The organism is Actinomyces sp. B33, from assembly GCF_028437565.1.
GTDB lineage: Bacteria > Actinomycetota > Actinomycetes > Actinomycetales > Actinomycetaceae > Pauljensenia.
In genome coordinates this window covers 119,209-142,530 of the sequence record NZ_JAMRYR010000005.1, presented here as the reverse complement: position 1 = coordinate 142,530, position 23,322 = coordinate 119,209, and the positions used below count along the sequence as shown (strand labels likewise).

Here is a 23,322-nt window from a genome sequence, read left to right as displayed (position 1 = left end):
CCGATTTCAGCGAGTCTTGCGACTCCTCCTAACCGCCCCGATGCCGATCCCGAGCAGGGACAGAGCCCCCGCTGACACCACCAGGGCATTCGATCCGGACACCGCCAGCGCGCGGCCGGGCGTCGCCGCCGGCTTCTTCCCGACGGACGGTTTGAGCTTGACGCCGTCACCGCCCTTCGAATCATCCGGAGCCACCGGGGTGTCCGGCTGAGCCGGGTCCACCGGCTTATCCGGGTCCACGGGATTCACAGGCTTATCCGGATCGACCGGGTCCACGGGCTTATCCGGGTCCACGGGGTCCACCGGCTGATCCGGGTCCACGGGGTCCACCGGCTGATCCGGGTCCACCGGGTCCACCGGCTTATCCGGGTCCACGGGGTTCACCGGCTTATCCGGGTCCACCGGGTCCACGGGCTTATCCGGGTCCACCGGGTCCACGGGTTGATCCGGGTCCACCGGGTCCACCGGCTGATCCGGATCAACCGGCTCGTCCGGGTTCTCCCCCCTGAACACCGCGAGCGCCGCCTCGGCCTCCAGTCCGGTGCTCGGTTGCGTCAGCACCACCCGGTGCTCGCCGAACTCGGCATCGGCGGGAACCGTGAAGGTGAACCCCACGCCGCCGTCGCCATCGGCCTCTTCAACGCCGATCGCCACCGGAGTCGAATGGAACACCGCCTCAACCGACGCCCCCGGCACGAACCCGGTGCCGGTGATCGCCAGTATCTGGCCGCGCACGACCTCATCGTCGTCGAGAACCACCGCGGGATCGTGCGTCGGCTCCGGAGCCCGGCCGACCGACACGGAGTACCGCGCCGTCGTCCCGTCCTCAGCGGTCACCGTGACCGTCACCGTCGTCCCCTCGACAACGACCTCGGCCCTCGCCCCCTCGTCCGAGGCAACGGCGACGACCCCGTCGGCGGTCAGCGCCCGCGGGTCGGCGACCTCGACGGCCAGCGGATCGCGGGTCAGATCGACCGTCACCCCCGCGATCGTCAACGACGCGAGCGACGCGTCCGAGGACGGCACCGGCGAAACCGTCACGACGACCTCGACCGGCTCGCGCGAATCGTTCTGCGCGACTCCGCGCACCGTGAACGTCCCCGGCGTCGCGTAGGACTCGGCGGCGACCTCCTCCCACACGACCTCCGCCGTCGACGAGCTCCCGTCCGCCATCGTCAGCTCAGCCGACGCGGGCAGCACCGGGACCGTGCCGACGGTCGTCGACACCTCCATCGCCGCCACCGAGGCCACGGCGATATCGGGCTGGAGCTCCTCGAGGACCTTCTGGTAGACGTCTCGGGTCACCGGGATGACCGTGCCGTGACGCGGCTTGCCGCCATCGGCGTTCTGCGGCATGTTCGCCGACAGCTTCTGAGCCACCGAGTACCACCCGTCGGCCCCGGTCTCGGCGAGGGACCGGTCGGTCGCGAAACCGATGTAGTGGTTCGGCCCGCCGTGATAGTTCGGCTGGTCGGCGAAGAGGAACCACTTGGCGCCGTTGACGTCGCCCTCGTTCGCGGGGAACAGCGTCGGCCCCTCGCCCGCGGTGAACTTCCCGCCGCACGAGGCGCAGGCGTTGTCCAGGCCGTCGAGGAGCTTGGCCCCGATGAGCGTCCACTCGTCGGCCGGGCCCTGCGCGTCGGCGAACTCGCCGTGGAGCTCGGCGAAGAGGTTCGTCGACTTCTCCTCGCGCAGGGACATGTCCCGCTCGTCCTTGTAGACGCGGTAGTAGACGCCGTCCTCGTATCCGACGGTCACGTCGATCGCGCCCTTGCCGTCGCGGCCGTTGCCGCGCTGGGAGTCGATCCACACCGTCGGCTCGGAGAAGCTGACGAAGTCATCGGTCGTCACGTACACCATGCGGTTGTAGGTCAGCGAGGTGCGCGCCGACGCGTCCGGCGAGTCGTAGAGGTTCGACGCCCAGTACACGACGTACGTGCCGCTCGCCTCGTCGTAGAACGCCTCCGGTGCCCAGGTGTTGCCCGCCAGATCGCTCGACACCTTGACGTGGCGCTGCTGCGACCAGTTGACGAGGTCCGTCGACTCCCAGATCTCGATGTACCGGGAGCCCTCGCGCTGGGCGGTCGTGAAGCCGCCCGCCAGGCCCGCGACCTTGAGGTCCGTGGCGATCATGTAGAACTTGTCGCCCTCGTGGGACCGCAGGATGAACGGGTCGCGCAGACCGCCGGTGCCGGCCGTCGACTCGATGACGGGGACGCCGTTGTTCAGCGTGTTCCACGCCAGCGCGTCGTTGCCCTTCGACGCCGCGATCGAGATCTTCTCGGCGCCGTCGCCCTCACCGGTGAAGAACGCCCACACGTAGGCCTCGGTCGCGTCCTCATCGGACGGCATCGGCTGGACGACGACCGTGAACTGCTTCGTCGCGCTCCCCCCGCCGTTCGTCGACACGGCCTTGAGGGTGAGGGTCACCGGGTCGTTGCCCGCGGCGGGACGGCGCACCGTCACGGTCCGGGACGCCGAGTTGACGCCTTCGCCGATGTCGGCCTGCGCTCCCCCGTCGTCGACGACGCTCCAGGCGATGGTCGACCCGTGGGCGCCCTGAGTCGGCACGGAGAAGTTCGTCCGCATGTCCTCGGCGTTGACGATTGACACCGCGTCGAGGTCGGCCTGCGCCTTGTCCTGGTCGGACAGGTCCGCCGGGACGAGGACCTCGCGCTCGGAGGTCGAGACCTTGGTCCCGTCCATGACGTAGGTCGCGACGAGACGGACCGTCGCGTCCCCGGCCTCGGCGGCGGGACGGGAGACTCGGGCGCGGGCTCCGTCGATGCCGATCGCGTCGCCGTCGGCCACGGCCCAGCGGACCGTGACGCCGGCGGCCGTCGTCGGCAGGGCGAAGTCCTCGGTGGCGGTCGCGGGGATCGCGGCCGCGACCTGGGCCTTGGCGCGTTCGAGGGCCTGCGAGCGGTACAGGGCGGTGATCTGCCTGGGCGACAGCGCCGAGTAGTGCAGCGAGTAGTCGTCGACCGTGCCCTTGAAGAACGCGTCGGGGTAGGGCGACTTGCCGATGAAGGCGACGAGGTCGCCGAAGCTCGTCAGGTCCGTGGTGATCGCCGTGTCGGAGATCTTGTGCCCGTTGAGGTAGACCGACATCACGCCGTTCTTGCCGTCGATGACGGTCGTGTACATCGCCATGGACGACGTGGAGGCCCGCTCGGCGGTCCCGCGCTCGGTCGACCACGGGGACGTGCTCGGCGAGGACGGGGTCGCGGTGGTGATGACGGATTTGACGCGCCCGTTCGGGTTCGACGGGTTGAACAGCCAGTACCCGTTGTTCTGGGAGGCGTTGCCCACGTAGGCGCCGGCGTAGTTGCCGTTGCCGGTGGCGTTGGCCATCCAGATGTTGATGGTGACGACGTCGCGGCCGTCGAAGGCCCGTCCGGGGATCGTCACGTGGGCCGCGTCGGAGCCGGCGGCGCCGCCGGGCAGGGCGAGGGCGCCGTTGGCGAAGACGCCTCCCGTGCCTTCGAGCGCGGCGTCGAGGCCGTCGCCGGCGACGTTGTCGATGGTGCGCCCGTCCGCGGGCGCCTCGTCGAAGGCGTAGTGGACGTCGGCGGCGGGCACCTGGGTGTCGATCGGCTCGTCGTCCGTGCCGTCGCCGGTCGGCGTCCCGTCGGCGTTGACCGTTCCGGTCGACGTCTTGACGAGGCCGTCGCGGAATCCGTCGTAGGACGCGGTGATGACGCCGGTGACGGTGTCGGGCACCTCGACGTTGGCCCGGTGGTCCGTCAGGTCGATGGTCCGGCTCCACTGCCCCGAGGAGAAGGTGACGGTGCCGATGACGTCGCCGCGGTCGGCGGCGGTGACGACGGCGGTCGCCACGGAGTCGGCGACGGTGACCTTGGTGGTCGAGGCGACCGGAGCGATCCCCGTCCACGAGTCCATCGCGTCGAGCACCGTCTGGGGCACGTTGACGAAGGCGCCGTGGCGCGGGCTGGCGGGCAGGCCGCTCGTCGAGTGGGCCTTCCAGTCGGCCCGTTCGGACAGCCGCGAGCCCTTCGCCGAGGCGGCGATGGAGCTGCCCTCGGCGAGGAACGGGACGTATCCGCCGTTGCCGTAGTTGTCGACGAGGAACGCGTAGGTGTCGCCCGCGTTATTCGGGTCGCCCTCGTTGAGTTTGACGATCTGCGGGCCCTCGCCGGCCTGGCCGGTGATCTTCGTCGTCATCGCGGTGTCGACGAGCTGCCAGGTCGTCGTCGGGTCGGCGTCCCAGTTCGACGAGGCCGTCGGCGCGGTGAGGACCGTGGAGCGCTCGAGGAAGATGTCCTTGCCGCGCTCGAGTCCGTCGGCGGCGCCGCTGTCCTCGTTCTTGGTGAACCGGTAGTAGTAGTCGCCGATCTTCGTGACGGTCGAGTCGATCCTCGCGCGTCCCGTGTCCTGCCACGTCTGCGGCGGGTAGGTGAAGTGCTCGAAGTCGCGGGTGATGACGTAGAACATCCGGGCGTGGCCCCCGGTGGAGGTCGAGGTGTGCTGGACGTCGTCGTACAGGCGCGAGGCGAAGAACACGACGTACGCCTGGAGGTGCTCGTCCCAGGCGACCTCGGGCGCCCACGTCATGCCGGCCTCGGGCCGGTTGACGGTGATGCCGGTGTCCTCGTTCTCGTTCGTCCTCGTCCAGGTGACGAGGTCGGTGGACTCCCACACCTCGATCTTGAGCGAGCCCTTGGACTGGGCGTCGCCCCATGAGGTCCCGCATCCGATGCACAGGTCGGTGGCGACCATGTAGTACTTGTCGCCGTTGACCGAGCGCAGGATGTAGGGGTCGCGCAGGCCGGTGGTGTCGGTCGTCGGCGCGAGGACCGGCTTCGATCCGTTGGCCGGGGTGAAGGTGAAGAAGTTGTTCTCCGTGGTGTAGGCCTCGTAGACCTTCTCGTCGCTATCGGATGTGAAGTAGGCGGCCGCGTATCCGGCGTCGGGCGCGCTGCGCCCGAGTTCGGCGATGGTGACGTTGAAGGTGCGGCTCTCGCGCGCCTCGCCCTTGACGGCGGTAGCGGTCAGGGTGACGGCGGCGTTGCCGGCGCCGTAGGCCGGCCTCGTGACGATGCCTGCGCCCGCATAGGGGTCGGTGGCGCCGACGGGCGCGGCCGTATAGCCCGGATCCGTCTCGGTGACGAGGGCGGGGTCGGAGGACGTCCACGTGATCGCCGAGGCGTACTTCGTCCCGGAGGCGACGAGCGGCAGGTTCTCGTAGGCGACCTCGTCGAGGCCGATGGCGTCGAGATCCGCTGCGACCTGGGCGGCGACCTCGTTCTCGCTGATCGCCTTGACGACGAGCGCGAAGGAGTGGGGGGTGCCGGTCGTGTCGGTGGCGGTCATCGTCACGGGGACGTCCTGGCTGGTGCGCGAGACGACGCCGGTGGCGCTGATCGTCTGGGGCGCGGAGGACTGCCAGGTCAGGGCCATGCCGTTGACGGAGGCGGGCAGGGTGAGGTCCTGGGTGATCTCCTCGGCCGACGCGTTGCCGCCGAGCATGGCGGCGAGGATGTCGCGGTCGAGGATCGCTTGGAAGAGCTTGGTGCGCTCGGCGGCGCCGGGCGCCGACGAGGCGACCTCGGCGGGGGTCAGGGCCTTATCCCAGAGCTTGACGTCGGAGACCTTGGCCTTGAGGAGCCCGTCGGGCCGGTACAGGGAGCGCCCGATGTACCCGAGGACGTCCCCGGTGGGGACGATGTCGGAGAGAGAGTACTCGTGGTCGACGGTGGAGACCTTCTTGCCGTCGACGTACAGGGACAGATTGTTGTCCTTGGAGGTCATCGTCACCGTCGTGAAGGACGTCGAGGACATGGCGCCGCCGGCGGGCATGCGCACCTCCCCGTTGCTCGATCCCTTCTTGACGCGGATCCCGGCGAGGATTCCTCCGGCGCGTTCGCTCGACGCCGGGTTGACGAAGACGTAGTTGCCGAGCCGGGTGGTGTTCCAGTCGCCGATGCCGTCGCCGATGACCCAGCCGAACTGGTTCTGCAGGGCGGCCCCGGCGACGGTGATCTCGACGGTGAAGTCGTTGTCGCCGCGGGTGATCGGGCCCGACGGGAGGGTGGCGTAGCCGGTGCCGGTGAAGTCGGCGATGGATTGCCCGTCGATGTCGATGAAGGAGGCGTCGTCCATCCCGGTCAGGGCGGCGTCGTGGCCGTTGCCGGAGACGTCGACGAGCTTTCCTGCCGAGCGGGTCATGTCGTAGTGGGCCGAGGGTGCGGGCACGTCGACCCCTCCCCCGCCGACGGTGACGGTCGCGGTGACCGTGGCGAAGCGCGGCGCGACCTCCTCGTCGAGGTCCATGTCGAAGATCGGCATGGAGTCGGAGGCCCAGTGGACGCGGCGCACGAACATGTCGCGGCCGGAGTAGTTCGAGTACCCGGGCGTGTTGTTGGCGTAGGCGTGGAAGACGTAGAGCATCGATCCGTGCTCGTCCTCCGTCCACATGCCGTGCCCGGTGCCGAGCTGCCACTGGCCGTTGAAGATCCCGGACTTCTGGATCGGGTAGTTGAGTTTGGCCCAGGAGGCCGGGTCGGTGAGGTCGGAGGCCCCGGAGGCGTCGGCGACGGCCAGTCCGGTCGTGTAGGACTTGCCGACGGCGGACCCGGAGTAGATGAGGTAGAGCTTGCCGTCGCGCTCGACGACGTTGGGGCCCTCGGCGATGGCGTTGTCCCACGCGTATTCGGGGGCGACGATGCGGCGCGGGATCGAGGTGACCTTCGACGGGTCGGCGGGATCCATGGTCGCGATGTAGATGGCGCCGAGCTGCTGCCAGGCGTAGTAGGACTGGCCGGCCTGATCCGTGAAGTAGGTCATGTCGAGGGACATGCCGACGCCGCCGGAGGCGGTGGTGGCCAGGGGCTTGCCATCGGCCCGGGTCACCGTTGTGGGAACGGTCCAGTTCGCGGCGACGGTCGGGTCGAGGTCGAATCCCTTGTCGTCCTTCTTGAGCTGGGTGTAGGCGGCTGCGCCATCGGTCCAGCGCGAGTTGTAGCTGGGCATGAACAGGATCGTCAGTTTCCCGTCGATCTCGTGGAATTCGGGCGCCCAGAAGGAGCCGGTGATGGCTTGGCCCTGGGAGTTGCGCTGCCCCTTGGACATGAGGACCGACTCCTTCGGGTTGTAGCCGCGAGAGTCGATGAGCCCCGTCGAGTCCCCGGGGGTGTCGGCCAGCGCCGTGATGGAGTCGGCCATGCGGATCGGCATGTGGGGGGTGCCGTTCTGCCAGACGTTGTCGCCCCGGATGTCGTTGGTGGCGATCATCAGGTACTTCGTCTGGGCGCCGTCCTCGCGCTTCCACTGCCACTTGTAGACGGAGGGGTCGGCGCGCTCCTCGGCGAAGGGCACGGGGTACTCGTCCCGGAGGACGGTGCCGGTGGCCTGGTAGGAGCCGGGTTTGGAGGTGTCGACGAGGGAGAGGTCCCAGGATACGGGCAGGGTCGCGGTCGAGCCGTCGGAGTAGGACAGGTCGATGGTCGAGGCCAGGGGGAGTTCGGCGACGGGGGTGTCGACGTCGACGGAGACGCCGGCGATCGTCGAGGCGCCGGTGTTGACGACTCGTCCGAGGCGGACCTTCAGGGCGTCGGCGACGCTGGCGGGGATCGCGATCGATCGTCCGGCGGCGTAGTCCTCGATGCCGGGGTCGTCGACGGAGCCGGAGACGCTGACCGCGCCGACGCGCACGGGGCCGTGGGTGGCGGTGGAGTCGGCGAGGGAGTCGAAGGTCGTGTGCTTGTCGATGCCGCCGTCGTCGGTCCAGCCGACGAGGTAGTGCTTCTGCGAGGAGTCCCAGACGACGTAGGGGGCGTTGACGCCGTTGGTCTCGCCGACGTCGATGATCGAGCCGGAGTCGGCGGCCTCCTCGTAGGAGAGCAGGTCTTTCGACGAGGCGACGAGGATCGAGGTGGCTCCGGTCGCGTCGGCCTGCGCGGTTCCGCGGGCGGTGCGCACGGCGACGACGCCGTAGGTCCCGTCGGCGGCGGTGAAGAGCGAGGGGTCCTTGAGGGAGCGGTGCAGGGAGGTGTTGATGTCTTCGTTCTGGGCCGGCGAGGTCGCGGTGCGGGCGAAGAAGACGCCGTAGTTCTCGTTGAGGGGGGTCCATGTGCCGTTCTCGTCGAGGGCCAGGTGCATCGAGTAGGCGATATCGCCGTTGTTCGCGCGGTCTTCGGTGGTGGCGGTGCGGTGGTAGGAGAGGATCTGGGTGGAGGCGGAGCGGGGCAGGACGGTGACCGGGAAGGCCTTGACGACGGTGGCCCCGTCCTTGGCGATGGTGGCCGTGATGGTGCCCTCGACGGGCTGGTCGCCGGCGACGGTGACGGTTCGGGCTTCGTCGACGCCGATGGAGGCGTCGCCGGCGAGGGTCAGCGTGGTGCCGGCGGGGCCGGCGGGCAGGGTCGTCCCGGATTGGAGGACGGGCTGGATCGCGTAGGCCTGGGCGGTCTGGTCGAGCCGCTCGGCGTCGGTGAGCGTCGAGGGCTCGACGGTGACGCGGACCGTGCGGGTGGCGCTCAGGCCGCGAACGGTCGCCGTCGCGGTGAGGTCGACCTGGACGGGCTCGGCTCCGAGGGAGGGCCGGACGACGGCCCCGGTGGGGGCGATGACCTCGGGGGCCGACGAGGTCCATGCGACTGCGCCGGAGGCGGTCGGCAGGGTGACGAAGTCGGCGTCGATGCTGCCGGAGGGCATCGTCAGCCCGTCGAGGATCGCTTGGGCGCGAGCGGTGATCGCCGTCTCGTGGAGTGTGGCGTCGCGCGCGGACAGGTCGGCGATCTCGTCGGCGCTCAGGCCGCGGTTCCACACGCGGAACGAGGAGACGGCGCCGGAGAAGAGGGGGTCGGGCCAAGGGGATCGCCCGATGGCGTTGAGGGATTGGTCGGCGATTTTCGCGGGGGTGGCGCTGACGGGGCCGGAGGCGACGCGCACGCCGTCGATGTACAGGGACGCGGTGGAGTCCTCGACGACGGAGGTCACGGAGATCCACTGGTCCGCGCTGACGCCGCAGGAGCCGGCTTGGACGAGTTCCTCGCGCCCGGAGGCCTTGATGCCGACGAGGGGGCGACGACCGTTGCCGCAGTTGAGGGAGGAGAAGAAGTACTCGGTGTCGGAGGAGTCGTTGCCGATGTTCCACAGGAAGTGGAAGGCGTTGAGCATCGGGGCGTCGGCCTTGACCTCCATCTGGACGGTCGCCTGCTCGGAGCCCTTCAGGAGGTCGTCGGGCAGTTCGACCCAGGTGCCCGAGCCGGTCTTGGAGCCACCGGTCAGGAGCAGGGAGGAGTCGGTCCAGTGCCTTGCCGCCCCGTTGCGGACACGGGCGTCGCCGACGGTCGCGTCGGGGGCGGTGTTCTTGATGGTCGTGGAGTCCGCCGGCGCGCTGGTGAAGAGGTATTCGGCGATGGGATCGGTGGTCGCGGCTGTGGCCGGCGCGGCCGGGACCGCGATCAGCCCCGTGCCGACGAGTCCGGCCAGTGCTGCGGCGACGATCCCTGTTCTCAGGGGCGTGTGGTGACGTCTCATGTGTATCGGCTCCTGCTGATCGGCCAGGGGACTGGGCGTGTTCAGGTCCGTCGTCGAGGTGGCGCCGTCGCGGCCGCTTCGCCGGACGGGCATGGGCCCACCGTCGGACCACAGATGTGTGAACGTTAACCGTATTCGACGGGCTCCGTCAACACTTACTCGAGATCATCGCCTCTCGAGCACTCCGGCCTCTGAGGAATCCGATGCCGCGGGCTCCCGGAGCACGCTCATCGCAGCGCTCCTGCATCGGCGCGCCGATTCCTACCGCCTCGCGAGGACCCCGTCGCACCGCGACGCCTCAGTCCGGCGACTCATCCCCCACCGGCCCCGGCGCCCAGGCCCGCGCGCTACGCGCGATCGGACACCGCGGCGGCCGACCCCGCCGCCGAGCCGGACCCGGATCCCAGACCCTCCGGAGCGCCTCCCCGGGCGCCGACGTGGATGACGACAAGGGGCTCCCCCGTCGGACGATCCGCCCCCTTCGACGGCTCCTGCGTGACGAGGACGTCAGTGCCCTCCGCGGGCATCAGATGGATGAAGGAGAACTCCATCCCCCTGCTCGGCTCGTACACGCCGGCCGATTCGACGACCCCGTTCCTGCGAACCCACACGTGGAGGAACGGCCCGTCCTCGCCATCCATCCCCTCGGTCATCGCCGCCGGCAGGGCGACGGCCGCCATATCCATCGACTCCGACCACGTCAGGGTCGCGATGTGCCCGTCGGGCATCGTGTCGGACGCCCGCTCGACGTCCTGCATCTGATTGAGCTTGGCGTACGAGGTCGCATCCGACATCGTCTCCATCGTCGACATCCGACCGTACTGGTAGCCCCCCAGGCCGACGACGACCACCGCCGCGGCCGCCGCGGCCCGCGACAGCCACCGCGTCACGCGGCGCGGACGGAACTCGACGACCGTCGCCCCCTCCGCCTCCTCGACCGGAGCCCGCCCTCCGGGCACCCGATCGGATCGCAGCGGCGTCGGGGCCTCGATCGGATCGTCCTGAGCCGTGCGCGAGATCTCGTCGAGCAGCGCCGCGCGGATCCGCTCGGGAGGGGCCACCGGCGTCAAGGACGCCCCGAGGATCCCCGCCACCTCGCGGTCGACGCCCTCACAGTCGTCACCGACCCCGGCGACGCCCCGCCCGTCGCCTTTCATCCGACTCATCGGTGCTCCCTCCTTCATCCCTCGACTCCCAGTATCGTCCGCAGGCGGATCACCCCGTCGCGGATCCTCGTCTTGACAGTGCCCAGCGGCGCCCCGCTGCGCTCGGCGATCTCCTGATGCGTCAACCCCGTGAAATACGCGAGGATCACCGTCGATCGATGCGGCTCGCCGATCTCATCGAGGGCCTCGCGCACTTCGCGGGCGGCGATGGACGCGTGCACCGCCTCGGCGGTCTCGTCGAAGGGGATACCCTCGAGACTCGCCCGGGACTCGCGGTCCCGCGCGGCTTGGCTCGCCCGCACCCTGTCGATCGCCCGACGCCGCGCCATCGTGACGATCCACCCTCGAGCCGACCCGCGGGACGGATCGAACCCGCCGGCCGACCGCCACGCCTCGAGGAATACCTCCTGGAGGACCTCCTCGGCCTGCGCCCGATCGACGAGGATCCTGAGGATGAGGCCGAAGAGCCGGCCCGACCACCTGTCGTAGAAGTCGGCGAAGGCCTGCTCATCGCCGCGCGCCACCAGGCCCACGAGCTCCTCGTCTGCGATGTCACTGTCATTCACCCCCACATAGTAGACGGGCCGATCCTCGATCCGTTGATACGGGCGGGGGAACGGCCCCCGCGCCGCGCTGGGCGCGCGAGTCCTCGTTGGGGACTCGCGCGCCCAGCGCATACCCTCACCCGAAGGTGAAGGAGTAGAGCTCCAGGCCCTCATCGACCTCGAGATCGAGGATCCCCTGCGACGTCTCGTCCGTGGAGACGAGCTCGATGCCGTTGGGGACCCCGTCGACCATCAGCTCGCGGGTCTGGCCGTCGACCGTGTACCGGATCTTCCCCTTCCCGGAGGCGACGAGGTTGACCTGACGGCCCTCGTAGTGGAGGCGCAGTCCCGCGGTCCCGCCGTTCGGGGAGATCGACTGGTCCGAGACGCTCCACTGGCCGTCGAGGGCGAAGTGGTGCAGGTCGAGGTCGGTGGGGAAGGAGAAGCCGTGCTCGCCGTTCCTCAGCGGCGCGACCCGCCCTTCGTCGCACTGGCAGCGCTCGGCCCGGGCCGAGCCGAGGTAGGTCTCCGGGGTGCGCGCGCCGAGGGCGGCCTCGTCAGCCTCCTCGCCGTCGGCGAAGATCGCGGCCGGCAATGCGACGCCGGGGGACGCCTCGGTCAGGAGCGAGCGGATGTGGCGCTCGAGGGTCTCCTCGCCGCCCTCGCCGTAGGCGAAGTAGCGCAGACGCCCATTCGCGTCGGACAGGTACTGGGCGGGCCAGAAGTGGTTGTCGAAGTTCTGCCAGGTGACGAGGTCGGAGTCGACGGCCACCGGGTAGGAGACTCCGAGCCTGGCGGCGCCGTCCTTGACGTTGTCGACCTCGCGCTCGAACGCGTACTCGGGCGAGTGGACGCCGATGACCTCCAGGCCGGAGTCCTTGTAGGTCTCGTAGATCCGCTCGACCCCGGGGATCGCGCGCTGGCAGTTGATGCACGAGTAGGCCCAGAAGTCGACGAGGACGACTCTGCCCGCGCGGTCGGCCTCGGCGATCGGCGCGTCGCCGGGCGTGTTGAACCAGGAGACGATGCCGCTGATCGGGGCCAGGGGGCCGCAATCGCCGAGGGACTCGGAGCCGGGCTGGCACGCGCCGGCCCCCGAGGGGCCGTGGAGCGCCTCGTCGGTGCTCTTTTGAATCGCCGACGTGTAATCGGGCAGGGCGCGCTGGATGGTGGCGGGCAGGTCGGTGACGATGCCGACGGCCAGGGCGATCATCGCGACGCCCGCGGTGATGCGAATGGCGCGCTGGCGGGTTCGGAATGCGGCGATGCGCTCGGTGAGCTTGCGACCGGCGAGGGCGAAGAAGAGGAGGGGGACGGCGGTGCCGATGGCGAAGGAGGAGGCCAGGGCCACGGTCTCGACGCCGATCTGACCGGTCGTCCCCGCGACGGAGACGGCGGCGAGGACGGGGCCGGCGCACGGGACGTAGGCCGCGCCCAGGACGAGGCCGAGGAGGAAGCCGTTCGACGGCCTCTTGCCGCCGGAGCGCCCGAATCGGGCGAAAGGCTTCTCGAGGAACTCCATGACCTGCGGGAAGAGCATCCCGATGCCGATCGCCGCGAGCAGGACCACCCCGGTCCATCGGATGAAGTCCTGCGGCAGGCCCAGGAGGGTCAAGAGCGCCGACCCCAGGAGGGTGAACACCGTGAAGCTGATGACCAGGCCGAGGACCACCAGATAGGGGCGCCAGCGCGAAACCTGGGGCATGGGAGAGGCGCCCGTCGAGGAGGCCATCGGCGCTGCCCCCGGGGCGCCCGATGTCCCCAGGCCGATGCCGGCGGGGGCGAAGGTGATCTTCGGGGCCGCCGACTGGTCCTGGGCGCGCGCGCCCTGGGCGCCGCCGGACAGGAAGATCACGGGGAGGACCGGGAGGATGCATGGGGAGATCCCGGTGATGAGGCCTCCGAGGAAGCCGATGAGGACCACGCTGAGCATGGGTGACACCTTTCTGTTGTCGTCACCCCTGGTTCGGAGTCCTCGCCCGGATGGATCGGCGAATCCTGCTATGGCATAGATCACTCGAACAGGACCAATCCGGCGAGTCGTCGGCTCCGAACAATCTGCGAAGACGCCGATGAAGGGCGTCCACGACGAAAGAAGAATCCTCATGATCCGTAAGCTCGCCGCCTCCGCCATGATCCTCGCCTCGGCCGCCGTCGGCCTCGCCGCCTGCTCGAACGCGGGGGGCGCCGGAGGCGACTCGATGAACGACGGGAAGACCTCGAACTCCTCGCAGATGTCGGACAGCAAGATGAGCGACGACAAGATGCACGACGGCAAGGACAAGATGGACGACGGGAAGATGCACGACGGTGCGATGTCGGACGGCAAGATGCACGACGGCAAGGACAAGATGGACGACGGGAAGATGAGCGACGACAAGATGCACGACGGGAAGTCCTCCGACTCCCACTGACCCCCGGTCGGGACGATCGTGCGGCGGGTGACGCAATCGTCACCCGCCGCACGCGTCTGCGATCCCGACGATCAGCGTCCCGCAGGGCGCTTCGCGTACCGGCGCATCTCGCGCAGCGCCTCGCGCCGATCCTGGGCCTCGCGCAACGCCTGGCGCTTATCCCACTCCTGCTTGCCCTTGGCCAGGGCCACCTCGACCTTGGCCCTGCCGCCGATGAAGTACAGCTCCAACGGGACGATCGTGTACCCCTTGGCCATGACCTTCTGCTGCATCCGCTGGATCTCCGCCTTATGGAGCAGGAGCTTGCGCTTGCGGGTCGGCGCGTGATTGTTCCACGACCCCTGGGCGTACATCGGGATGTTCGCCCCGTACAACCAGGCCTCGCCGTCCTTGGCCTCGACCCAGGAATCGACGAGCGACGCGCGCCCCATGCGCAGCGCCTTGACCTCGGTCCCCGACAGGACCAGGCCCGCCTCCCACGTATCCTCGATGAGGTAGTCGTGACGCGCCTTCTTATTGCGGGCGATCGTCTTCTTCGCATCCGAGGCGGCCTTGCGGCGCTCCCCCTCGGTCGGCTTCGGCTTCTTCCACTCCTTGGGCACGTCGCACCCCCTCCTCAAATCACCGGCGGGCCCCGAGCCCGCACCCCGCGCCCCCGACGGGCGCGGCCACCCATCGTAGCGCGGTCACAGGTACATCAACGGATCGACGTACGCCCCGGACTTCGTCACCCCGAAATGCAGATGGCACCCGGTCGCGTACCCCGTCATCCCGACCTCGCCCAGGACCGTTCCGGCGCTCACCGACTGCCCCGGCGACACGTAGACCGCCTGAAGATGAAGGTACTCGGTGAGCGTCGACTCCCCGCCCATCATCCCGTGATTGACGTCGACATAGGTGCCCGCCGACACGCTCGACGACACCGCCGACACCACTCCGTCGGCTACCGCGTACACCTTGTCGCCGCACGCGGCCCCGAAATCCACCCCCTGATGGAACTTCGCGTACCCGAGAACCGGATGCGTCCGCCACCCGAAGGGCGAGGTCACCGTCATGTTGTCCACCGGATTGCGCATCCCCGACGCCGACGTGTACGACGCCCGCTCGGCGCGGTTGCGCTCGTCGATCGCCGCCAGCTCGGCGGCCTTCGCCTGGTAATCCGCCTCCGCCTGGGCGAGTTGGGAGACCGCCTCCTCCTTGCGCGAATCCCACTGGGCCTGCGCGGCCTGGGCCCGCTCCTTGAGGCCGTCCAACTCGACGACGTGAGCCGCGGCCTCGTCCTGCGCCTCCTGCGCCTCCTGCGCGGCCCGGCGGGCCGTCTCCTCCAGGGCCGCGATCCGCTCGGTGATCGCCTCCTGACGGGCCACCCGGGTGCGCTGGGAGGCCTGGGAGTCCAGGGCCGCGTGGAGGGCCTGCGCCTGGGTCCGGCTCAAGGCGTCCGCGGCCGCGGCCCGCTGATCGATCGACGCGGATCCCTCCGCCGTCAGAGCGAGGGCCACCGCCGAAGCCGACCCGTCCTTGTACATCTGCCGGGCCAGCCCCGCGATCGCCTGCGTCGCCTCCTCCTGGGAGGCCCGCGCCTGCGCCACCTGCGCGTCGAGGGCCCCCCTCTCGGCCTGGGCCGACTCCAACTGCGACAGGGCGACCTCGTGCTCGCGGTCGGCGGCCTCGAACCTCGACTGCGCCTCCTGCAAGGCCGCCTGCGCGACCGGGATCTGCGTATTGAGGGACTCCAACTCGACGAAGATCCCCGCGAGCTCGGCGTCGATATCCGTCACCTGCTCCTTGAGGGCCGAGATGGACGCCGCGGCGCGGTCCTTCTCCTGCTCGACCGCGTCCCGATCGTCATCCCCGACGGCGGTCCCCGCCCCGAGGGGAACGATCCCCGCCGCGAGGGCGAGGGCGCTCAACGCGATAAGCCCGCGTCGGCCCCCTCGCCGGTCGGCACCAGGAAGAACCCTCATCATCGACTCCTCATCAGGCCTTCGTGTACTTCGCCAGGGACACGGCCGACGCGACCAGCGCCAGCAGCACCGCGGCCAGGATCAGCACCGGCGTCATGATCCACACCTCGCGCACGCCGATGAAGCTCGTCCACTCGAACGCCGGCGCCAGCCACTGCTGGATGAGGAAGTGGACGCCGGCGAAGAGCGAGCCGATGGCCGCCAGGGCGCCGACGATCGCCGCGAGCGCCCCCTCGATCATGAACGGCGCCTGGATGAACAGGTTGGACGCCCCGACGTAGCGCATGATCTGCGTCTCCGTCTCGCGACTCATCGCCGACAGGCGGATCGTCGTCGAGATCAGCAGGATCGCCGCGACGATCATCACCGCCCCCAGGCCCAGGGCCAGGGTCCGCGCCGAGTCGATGACGTTGAACAGGGGCTCGACGACCTCGCGCTGATCGCGCACCTCGGACACGCCCGCGACGCCGGAGAACTCCTCCTTGATGATCGAGTACTGCTCGGGGTCGACGAGCTTGATGCGGAAGGACACCTGCAGCATGTCGGCGCTCGTCCACTGGCCGATCGCCGAGTCCCCGTACAGTTCGAGGAAGTTCGCGTAGGCGTCCTCCTTGGACTCCTCGTACACCCGCTCGATGTACTGGCTCATCTCGGGGGACTCCAACTTGGCCCTCACCGCGGCGATCTGCTCGTCCGTCGCCTCGTCGCCGTTGCACGAGGCGTTCCCGTCGTCGATGGCGCACATGTAGATCGACACCTCGATCTTGTCGTACCACTGCGACTTCATGCGCGAGACCTGCATCTGGGACAGTCCCGCAACGCCGACGAACAGGAGGGACACGAAGGTCACGAGGACGACCGCGACCGACATCGCGCGGTTGCGCGACAGTCCCTTGCCGACCTCGGAGAGGATGAATCGGAGCTTCACGCGATCACCTGGCCGATCCGTAGACGCCGCGATCCTGGTCGCGGATGATCTGGCCGTCGTGCAGCTCGATGACGCGCTTGCGCATCTGGTTGACGATGTCGGCGTCGTGGGTCGCCATGACGACGGTGGTCCCCGTGCGGTTGATCCGGTCGAGGAGGCGCATGATGCCCAGCGACGTGTCCGGGTCGAGGTTGCCGGTCGGCTCGTCGGCGAGCAGGAGCTCGGGGCGGTTGACCATCGCGCGGGCGATCGCCACCCGCTGCTCCTCGCCGCCCGACAACTCGTGGGGGAGGCGCTTCTCCTTGCCGGACAGGCCGACGAGGTCGAGGGCGTCGGGGACGGCCGTCTCGATCGCGTGACGGGGCTTGCCGATGACCTGCATCGCGAGCGCGACGTTCTCGTAGACGGTCTTGGACCCCAGGAGGCGGAAATCCTGGAAGACGGTGCCGATCTGGCGGCGCAGCTTGGGCACCGACCAGTTCGACAGTGTGGAGACGTCCTGGCCGAGCACCCACACCTGGCCGGACGTCGTCTTGATCTCGCGCATGACGAGCTGGAGGAACGTCGACTTGCCGGACCCGGATTTGCCGACGAGGAACACGAACTCCTCCCGCGCGATGTCGAGGGACACGTGGTCGAGCGCGGGCCTGGCACCCGGTGTGTACACCATGGTGACGTCGTCGAATCGAATCATGGGGCCGTCCAGATCGGGGTCGTGGTCACCGATCAGACTAGGCGCGCGATTCCCCCGCGCCTCCCAGTGACACGCCCGGCCCGCGCATGTCGGGGCTCTTCGGCGCGGGCGCGGGGCTCACCGGTCGGCGGCGGCGTTCTGCTCGTTCTTGCGCCAGCGGATGCCGGCGTTGATGAAGCCGTCGATGTCGCCGTCGAAGACGTTCTGGGGGCTGCCGGACTCGAACTCGGTGCGCAGGTCCTTGACCATCTGATAGGGCTGGAGGACGTAGGAGCGCATCTGATCGCCCCATGAGGCCTTGACGTCGCCGGCGAGCTCCTTCTTCTTCGCCTGCTCCTCCTCGTGGCGCAGGACGAGGAGTCGCGACTGGAGGACGCGCAGGGCCGCGGCCCGGTTCTGGATCTGGGACTTCTCGTCCTGCATCGACACGACGATGCCGGTGGGGATGTGGGTCATGCGCACCGCGGAATCGGTCGTGTTGACGGACTGGCCGCCGGGGCCCGAGGAGCGGAACACGTCGACTTTGAGCTCGGATTCGGGGATCTCGATGTGGTCGGTCGACTCGATGAGGGGGATGACCTCGACGGCCGCGAAGGAGGTCTGGCGCCGCCCCTGGTTGTCGAAGGGGCTGATGCGCACGAGCCGGTGGGTGCCGGCCTCGACGGACAGGGTGCCGTAGGCGTAGGGGGCCTGGACCTCGAAGGTCGCGGACTTCAGGCCCGCCTCCTCGGCGTAGGAGGTGTCCATGACCTTCGTCGGGTAGCCGTGGCGTTCGGCCCAGCGCAGGTACATGCGCAGGAGGATCTCGGCGAAGTCCGCGGCGTCGACGCCGCCGGCGCCCGATCGGATGGTGACGACGGCGTTGCGCTCGTCGTACTCCCCGTCGAGGAGGGTGCGGATCTCGAGGTCGGAGATGTCCTTCTTGAGGACGGCGAGATCGACCTCGGCCTCGGCGAGGATCTCGGCGGCCTCGTCGGGGTCCTCGCCGGCCATCTCGACCATCGCCTCGAGGTCGTCGATGCGCTCGACCATTCGGGTCACGCGGTCGAGGTCGCTCTGGCGGTGGCTGAGGGCGGAGGTGACCTCCTGGGCACGGGCGGGGTCGTCCCACAGGTCCGGGGCGGCTGCCCGCTCGGAGAGCTCGGCGATCTGGGCGCGGAGCCTGTCGGGCTGGACGACCGCCACGACGTTGTCCATCGTCGTGCGCAGGGACTGGATCTCTTCGGGGAATTCGGTGGCCACGGGGTCAGCGTAGCCGCTTGTGTGCACGGGGATGCTATTCGACGACGTTCGTGGCCCTCCGGACTCCCAAAACTGCGTCGAATAGCATCCCCGTGCACAAAGTCCGACCGGGGCCGCCGGGAGGCGGCAGCGGCCCAACGCCTCGCCTGCCCAACCGACCGCCCCCAGATCAGCGTCCGGCGCCCAGGCCGGTCTCACCCGGCCTTGACTCGGCCTCGTGTCAATGCTCTACCATCCGTGCCACCACCGACATCTAGAGCCGAGGAGATTCAATGATGAAGCACCCGCTCGCGGCCGCCGCATGCCTGCCCCTGGCCTGCGGCCTCATCGCCGCCTCCCCCGCCCCCGCGCACGCCGCCGCGCCGCCGACGACCGACGCCCTGACCATCGCCACCTTCAACGCCAGCCTCAACCGCACCGCCGAGGGACAGCTCCTCGCCGACCTCGCCGCCCCCGACAACGAGCAGGCCGCCAACGCCGCCGAGACGATCCAACGAGTCTCCCCCGACATCATCCTCATCAACGAGTTCGACTACGACCCCCAGGGCCGGGCCGTCGATCTCTTCCGCACGAACTATCTCGAAGTCGGCCATAACGGCGCCGACCCGGTGGTCTACCCCTACGCATGGGCCGGGCCAGTCAACACCGGCAGCCTCAGCGGATTCGACCTCAACGGCGACGGGAAGATCGCACTGCCCGATGACGGCTGGGGATTCGGCGCCTTCCCCGGCCAGTACGGCTTCGTCGTCTACTCGAAGTACCCGATCAAGACCGATGAGATCCGCACCTTCCAGAACTTCCTCTGGAAGGACATGCCCGGCGCCCTCCTGCCGACCAAGGAGGACGGCACCAGCTGGTACGGCGACGACGCCCTCGCCGCCTTCCCCCTGTCCTCGAAGACCCACGCCGACCTGCCGATCGACGTCGACGGCACCACCGTCCACGTCCTCGCCGCCCACCCGACCCCGCCCTCCTTCGACGGCCCCGAGCAGCGCAACAAGAAGCGCAACTTCGACGAGATCCGCCTGTGGGCCGACTACATCGCCGACCGCGCCGACTACCTCTACGACGACGCCGGGGTCGTCGGCGGCCTGCCCGTCGACGCGAACTTCGTCATCCTCGGCGACTACAACTCCGACCCCCTCGACGGCGACTCCTACCCGGGTGCCATCGACCAGCTGCTGACCAGCCCCCGAGTCGTCGACACCCTGCCCGTCTCCAAGGCCGGCCCTATCGAGGCCCGACTCCAGGGCGGGGCGAACGCCCAGCACCTCACCGACCCGATATACGACACCGGTGACTTCGGCGACGACCCGCGTCCCGGGAATCTGCGCATCGACTACGTCCTGCCCAACGCCGGCACCCAGGTCAACGAGGCGCGCGTCTTCTGGCCCACTCGCGAGGACCCCCTCTTCCGCCTGACCGGCGTCCACCCCTTCCCCACGTCCGACCACCGGCTCGTGTGGGCGCGGATGAGGTTCCCCACCGCCGCGGCACCCGCTGACGACCCCCAGACCGGCGGCTCCCAACCGATCGCCCCCGTGCCCGACCAGCCCGAGGCCCCCTCGCCCCAGCCCTCCCCCGACACTCCCGCGGACGCGTCCCAGGGGCGCACGCCCCAGACCGCCCACAAGGGCTCACGCGGGAAGAACCCGTCGGCGCTGGCCGCTACCGGCTCCTCCGCCCTCACCGCCCTCGCAGGGGCAGCCCTCCTGGCCGCGGGAGGCGCCCTCCTGCCGCGGACGCGCCGTTCTCGCCGATAGACGATGAAACAAACGGCCGGGCCCGACGACTTCTCGTATCGTCGGGCCCGGCCGTTTCGTCACTCCCCCGATTCGAGGAGCCAGGCCTTCTCCTCCTCGATCGCCACGCGGACGACATCCCCTTCCTCGAGCAGCGAGGCGCTCGTCGGATCGGACTGGACGCACACGATCGAATTGCTCTCCGTTTCGATCTCGTATTCGACGGTCTCCCCGTAGAAGACGCTGGTGACGACCTGCCCGAGCGAACCGGTGATCGCCTTCGGCCGCTCCGCGACCGGCTCGAGCCGCACCGACTCGGGTCGCACCATGAGGACGACCTCGCCGCCATCGGCGACGGCCCGAGTCGCCTTCTCCTGGGCGCGCACCGTCAACGTCTGGCCCAAGGCGGTGACGAGGAATCTGCCGGGCTCGACCTCCTCAAGGGCCCTCGCCGTGAGGAAGTTCGCGCGGCCCACGAAGTCGGCGACGAAGACCGACGCCGGGTGGAGGTAGATCTCAGCGGGCGTCGCCACCTGCTCGATCCTCCCGGAGTTCATGACGACGATCCGATCCGACATCGCCATCGCCTCTGACTGGTCGTGCGTGACGTACACGGAGGAGATCCCCAGGCGTTTTTGCATCCGGCGGATCTCGATGCGCATCCTCACGCGCAGCTTCGCATCGAGATTCGACAGGGGCTCGTCGAAGAGGAGCACCTTGGGGCGCACGACCATGGCGCGCGCGAGGGCGACGCGCTGCTGCTGGCCGCCGGACAGCTGCGACGGGGCCCGGTCCGCCATGGCGGTGAGGTTCATCGCCGCGAGCGCCACGTCGACCGCCTCGGTCAGTTCGGGCTCTCCCATGCGCTGGAGCTTGAGGCCGTAGGCGACGTTGTCGCGCACCGACAAGTGCGGGAAGAGCGCGTACGACTGGAAGACCATCGACATGGGCCGCTTGTTCGGCGGGATGCTCACCATGTTCTCCCCGTCGAGCAGCACCCGGCCCGAGGTGGCGTCCTCGAATCCGGCGATCATCCGCAGGGTCGTCGTCTTCCCGCAGCCCGACGGTCCCAGCAGCGTGATGAACTCGCCCGGGAGGATGTCGAGGTCGATGTGGTCGACGGCGGTGACGGGCGCGGTCGCATCGCCGAAGGTCTTCGTCAGGTCGACGAGGCGCAGGCGCCCGGAGGCCGGTTCCGCTCCCGCCGCCTCGAGGGGCTCGGTCTGGCCGTGGGCGGCGCTTCGTGCAGTGGACATGCGATTCTCCTTGATCTGGTCGGGGCTCACAGGCCCGCACGGTTCTGGGCGGTCACTGACGTGTCCCGCACGAGCAGGTTGGTCAATCCGATGACGGTCATGACGATGACGATGAGGATCGTGCAGAACGCGAAGGCGTTGCCGAATCGGCCCGCGTCGACCTCCGCGAGGATCTGCGACGTCATGATCTTCGTGCGCGGCGTCGTGATGAAGACGATCGGCGACAGGGTCGTCATCGATCTGGCGAACGCGTACGTCAGGCCGGCGATGAACGCCGGGCGGATCAGCGGCATGGTCACCCTGACGAAGGTCTGCAGGCCCGAGGCCCCCAGTGAGGTCGAGGCCTCGTCGATGCTCTTGTCGATCTGCTGGAGGCTCGCGATGCCCGATCGCTGGCCCGAGGGCATCGAGCGGGCGACGTACACGAGGATGATCGCCAGGGCCCCGCCGAACACCGCGGAGCCGCCGGCCAGGGCCGGGAGGAACTGGAGGCGTCCGACGATCAACGGCTTGTTGTAGGTGATGAGGTACCCGATGCCCAGGACCGTCCCCGGAACGGACAGGCCGAGCATCCCGAGGAAGTCCATGAGCCCGGCGCTGGCCCTCAACCGCACGACGACGAGCCAGGCGACGAGCATGCCGAGGATGCCGGCGATCGGGGTGGCGATGAGCGCGAGGATCGTCGTGTCGATCATCGCGTCGTTGCCGATGCCGGAGAGCACGTACTCGAAGTTGCCCAGCGTGAAGGTGTTGTCGACGCCGAGGATGTTGACGAAGGCGCCGATGATGACCGTCGCGTAGATGGAGACGATGAACAACCCCAGGAGGGCCGCCACGGCACCCAGGGGGATCCTCGCGAGGCTCCCGGAGATCGTCGTGATCCTGCCGGTCGGCTTGCCGGTGACCGTCACCGCCGATGAACGGCCCGCCCAGTAGCGCTGGAGGAGGAACACGAGGAGGGCGGGCACGAGGAGGATCAGGGAGTAGGCGCTGCCCGCGGCCGTGTTGTACTCGCCGTTGACCGCGATGTAGGCGCGCGAGGCGAGCACCGTGTAGTCGCCGCCGATGACGAGGGGGTTCGCGAGGTCGGCGATCGCCTCGACGAAGAGGAGGAGGAACGAGGCCGCGAACCCGGGGACGAGCATCGGCAGGGTGACGGTGCGGAACACCGTCCACCGCGACGCGCCGAGTGAGGCCGCCGCCTCCTCCATCGCCGGGTCGAGGTTGCGCAGCATGCCGAGCATGTTCATGTAGGCGACGGGGAAGAACGAGAGACTCAGGACCAGGGTCAGTCCCGGCAGTCCGTAGATGTTCCACTGCTGGCCGATGAGCTGGGTCGAGATGATGCCGTTGCGGCCGAACAGAGTGATGGACGCGGTCGCCACCGCGAAGGGCGGGGAGACGATCGGGATGAGGCAGATGAGGTGGAGGAGCTTCTTGCCCGGCAGATCCACCCGTGCTTGGACGAAGGCGAAGAAGAACCCGACGAGGGTGCCGATGAGGCCGACGACGCAGCCCAGGACGATGGTGTTGACGACGATCGTCCGGTTCGTCGTGGTCGAGACGATCCCGGAGAGGACCTCGACGCCGTCGGAGGAGAAGGCCCTGGACAGGATCGTGACGAGGGGCAGGAGGACGAGGAGGAACAGGACCAGGGAGATCGCCGCGACGATGAGGAGGGTGACGGGGTCCTGGCGGACCCTGGTGCGCTGTTTCACCGGCGGCCGCTTCCGCTCGGGCCGTGAGGGCGGTGTGGACGTGACAGATGACATGGGGAGGCCGTTCCTTTCGACGGCAGGGGCTGCGGCCCGCCGCGACTGGATTCAGGGGATGGGGGTCTGTTCCTGCGGCCCCGAACGAGGGTCCG

General features: G+C 69.2%; 13 protein-coding genes. 2 read left to right on the top strand and 11 right to left on the bottom strand.

The window, feature by feature from the left end; all coding sequences use genetic code 11:
- Positions 1 to 6 precede the first annotated feature (6 nt).
- The 4 genes from M3T53_RS08850 to M3T53_RS08835 form a co-directional block, all read right to left on the bottom strand.
- A complete protein-coding gene (locus M3T53_RS08850) occupies positions 7 to 9,504 on the bottom strand; it encodes an immunoglobulin-like domain-containing protein (RefSeq protein WP_272434162.1) in 9,498 nt (3,165 codons plus the stop codon).
- 347 nt (positions 9,505 to 9,851) lie between these two features.
- Complete coding sequence (locus tag M3T53_RS08845) at positions 9,852 to 10,670, bottom strand: anti-sigma factor (RefSeq protein ID WP_272434161.1); 819 nt, start codon at positions 10,668 to 10,670, stop codon at positions 9,852 to 9,854.
- 14 nt (positions 10,671 to 10,684) lie between these two features.
- Entirely contained in the window at positions 10,685 to 11,236 is a 552-nt protein-coding gene (locus M3T53_RS08840) for a sigma-70 family RNA polymerase sigma factor (protein ID WP_272434160.1), read from the bottom strand.
- Positions 11,237 to 11,351: 115 nt separating this feature from the next.
- Positions 11,352 to 13,148 carry a cytochrome c biogenesis protein CcdA gene (locus tag M3T53_RS08835; protein WP_272434159.1) on the bottom strand — a complete coding sequence of 599 codons (1,797 nt, stop codon included), beginning with the start codon at positions 13,146 to 13,148 and terminating at the stop codon, positions 11,352 to 11,354.
- A gap of 172 nt (positions 13,149 to 13,320) precedes the next feature.
- Here M3T53_RS08835 and M3T53_RS08830 point away from each other — a divergent pair, with 172 nt between their 5' ends.
- Complete coding sequence (locus tag M3T53_RS08830; RefSeq protein WP_272434158.1) at positions 13,321 to 13,629, top strand: hypothetical protein; 309 nt, start codon at positions 13,321 to 13,323, stop codon at positions 13,627 to 13,629.
- A 71-nt stretch (positions 13,630 to 13,700) separates the two neighbouring features.
- Here the strand turns inward: M3T53_RS08830 and smpB are convergent, their stop codons facing one another.
- The 5 genes from smpB to prfB form a co-directional block, all read right to left on the bottom strand.
- Positions 13,701 to 14,231 carry an SsrA-binding protein SmpB gene (gene smpB, locus M3T53_RS08825; protein WP_272434157.1) on the bottom strand — a complete coding sequence of 177 codons (531 nt, stop codon included), beginning with the start codon at positions 14,229 to 14,231 and terminating at the stop codon, positions 13,701 to 13,703.
- A gap of 84 nt (positions 14,232 to 14,315) precedes the next feature.
- Positions 14,316 to 15,593 carry a M23 family metallopeptidase gene (locus M3T53_RS08820; protein WP_272434156.1) on the bottom strand — a complete coding sequence of 426 codons (1,278 nt, stop codon included), beginning with the start codon at positions 15,591 to 15,593 and terminating at the stop codon, positions 14,316 to 14,318.
- 13 nt (positions 15,594 to 15,606) lie between these two features.
- The gene (ftsX, locus tag M3T53_RS08815) at positions 15,607 to 16,521 is read right to left on the bottom strand and encodes a permease-like cell division protein FtsX (RefSeq protein ID WP_272434155.1); all 915 of its coding nucleotides are present in this window, start codon (positions 16,519 to 16,521) and stop codon (positions 15,607 to 15,609) included.
- 4 nt (positions 16,522 to 16,525) lie between these two features.
- Entirely contained in the window at positions 16,526 to 17,215 is a 690-nt protein-coding gene (gene ftsE / locus M3T53_RS08810; RefSeq protein ID WP_272434154.1) for a cell division ATP-binding protein FtsE, read from the bottom strand.
- A gap of 117 nt (positions 17,216 to 17,332) precedes the next feature.
- The gene (gene prfB / locus M3T53_RS08805; protein ID WP_272434153.1) at positions 17,333 to 18,457 is read right to left on the bottom strand and encodes a peptide chain release factor 2; all 1,125 of its coding nucleotides are present in this window, start codon (positions 18,455 to 18,457) and stop codon (positions 17,333 to 17,335) included.
- Positions 18,458 to 18,729: 272 nt separating this feature from the next.
- Between prfB and M3T53_RS08800 the strand changes: the two genes are divergently transcribed.
- The gene (locus tag M3T53_RS08800; RefSeq protein ID WP_272434152.1) at positions 18,730 to 20,220 is read left to right on the top strand and encodes an endonuclease/exonuclease/phosphatase family protein; all 1,491 of its coding nucleotides are present in this window, start codon (positions 18,730 to 18,732) and stop codon (positions 20,218 to 20,220) included.
- Positions 20,221 to 20,279: 59 nt separating this feature from the next.
- On the opposite strand, the gene M3T53_RS08795 is transcribed toward M3T53_RS08800, so the two are convergent.
- Both M3T53_RS08795 and M3T53_RS08790 read right to left on the bottom strand, forming a co-directional pair.
- The gene (locus tag M3T53_RS08795; RefSeq protein WP_272434150.1) at positions 20,280 to 21,455 is read right to left on the bottom strand and encodes an ABC transporter ATP-binding protein; all 1,176 of its coding nucleotides are present in this window, start codon (positions 21,453 to 21,455) and stop codon (positions 20,280 to 20,282) included.
- Between the two features lie 26 nt (positions 21,456 to 21,481).
- Positions 21,482 to 23,227 carry an ABC transporter permease gene (locus M3T53_RS08790; protein ID WP_272434149.1) on the bottom strand — a complete coding sequence of 582 codons (1,746 nt, stop codon included), beginning with the start codon at positions 23,225 to 23,227 and terminating at the stop codon, positions 21,482 to 21,484.
- Between the last annotated feature and the right edge of the window lie 95 nt (positions 23,228 to 23,322).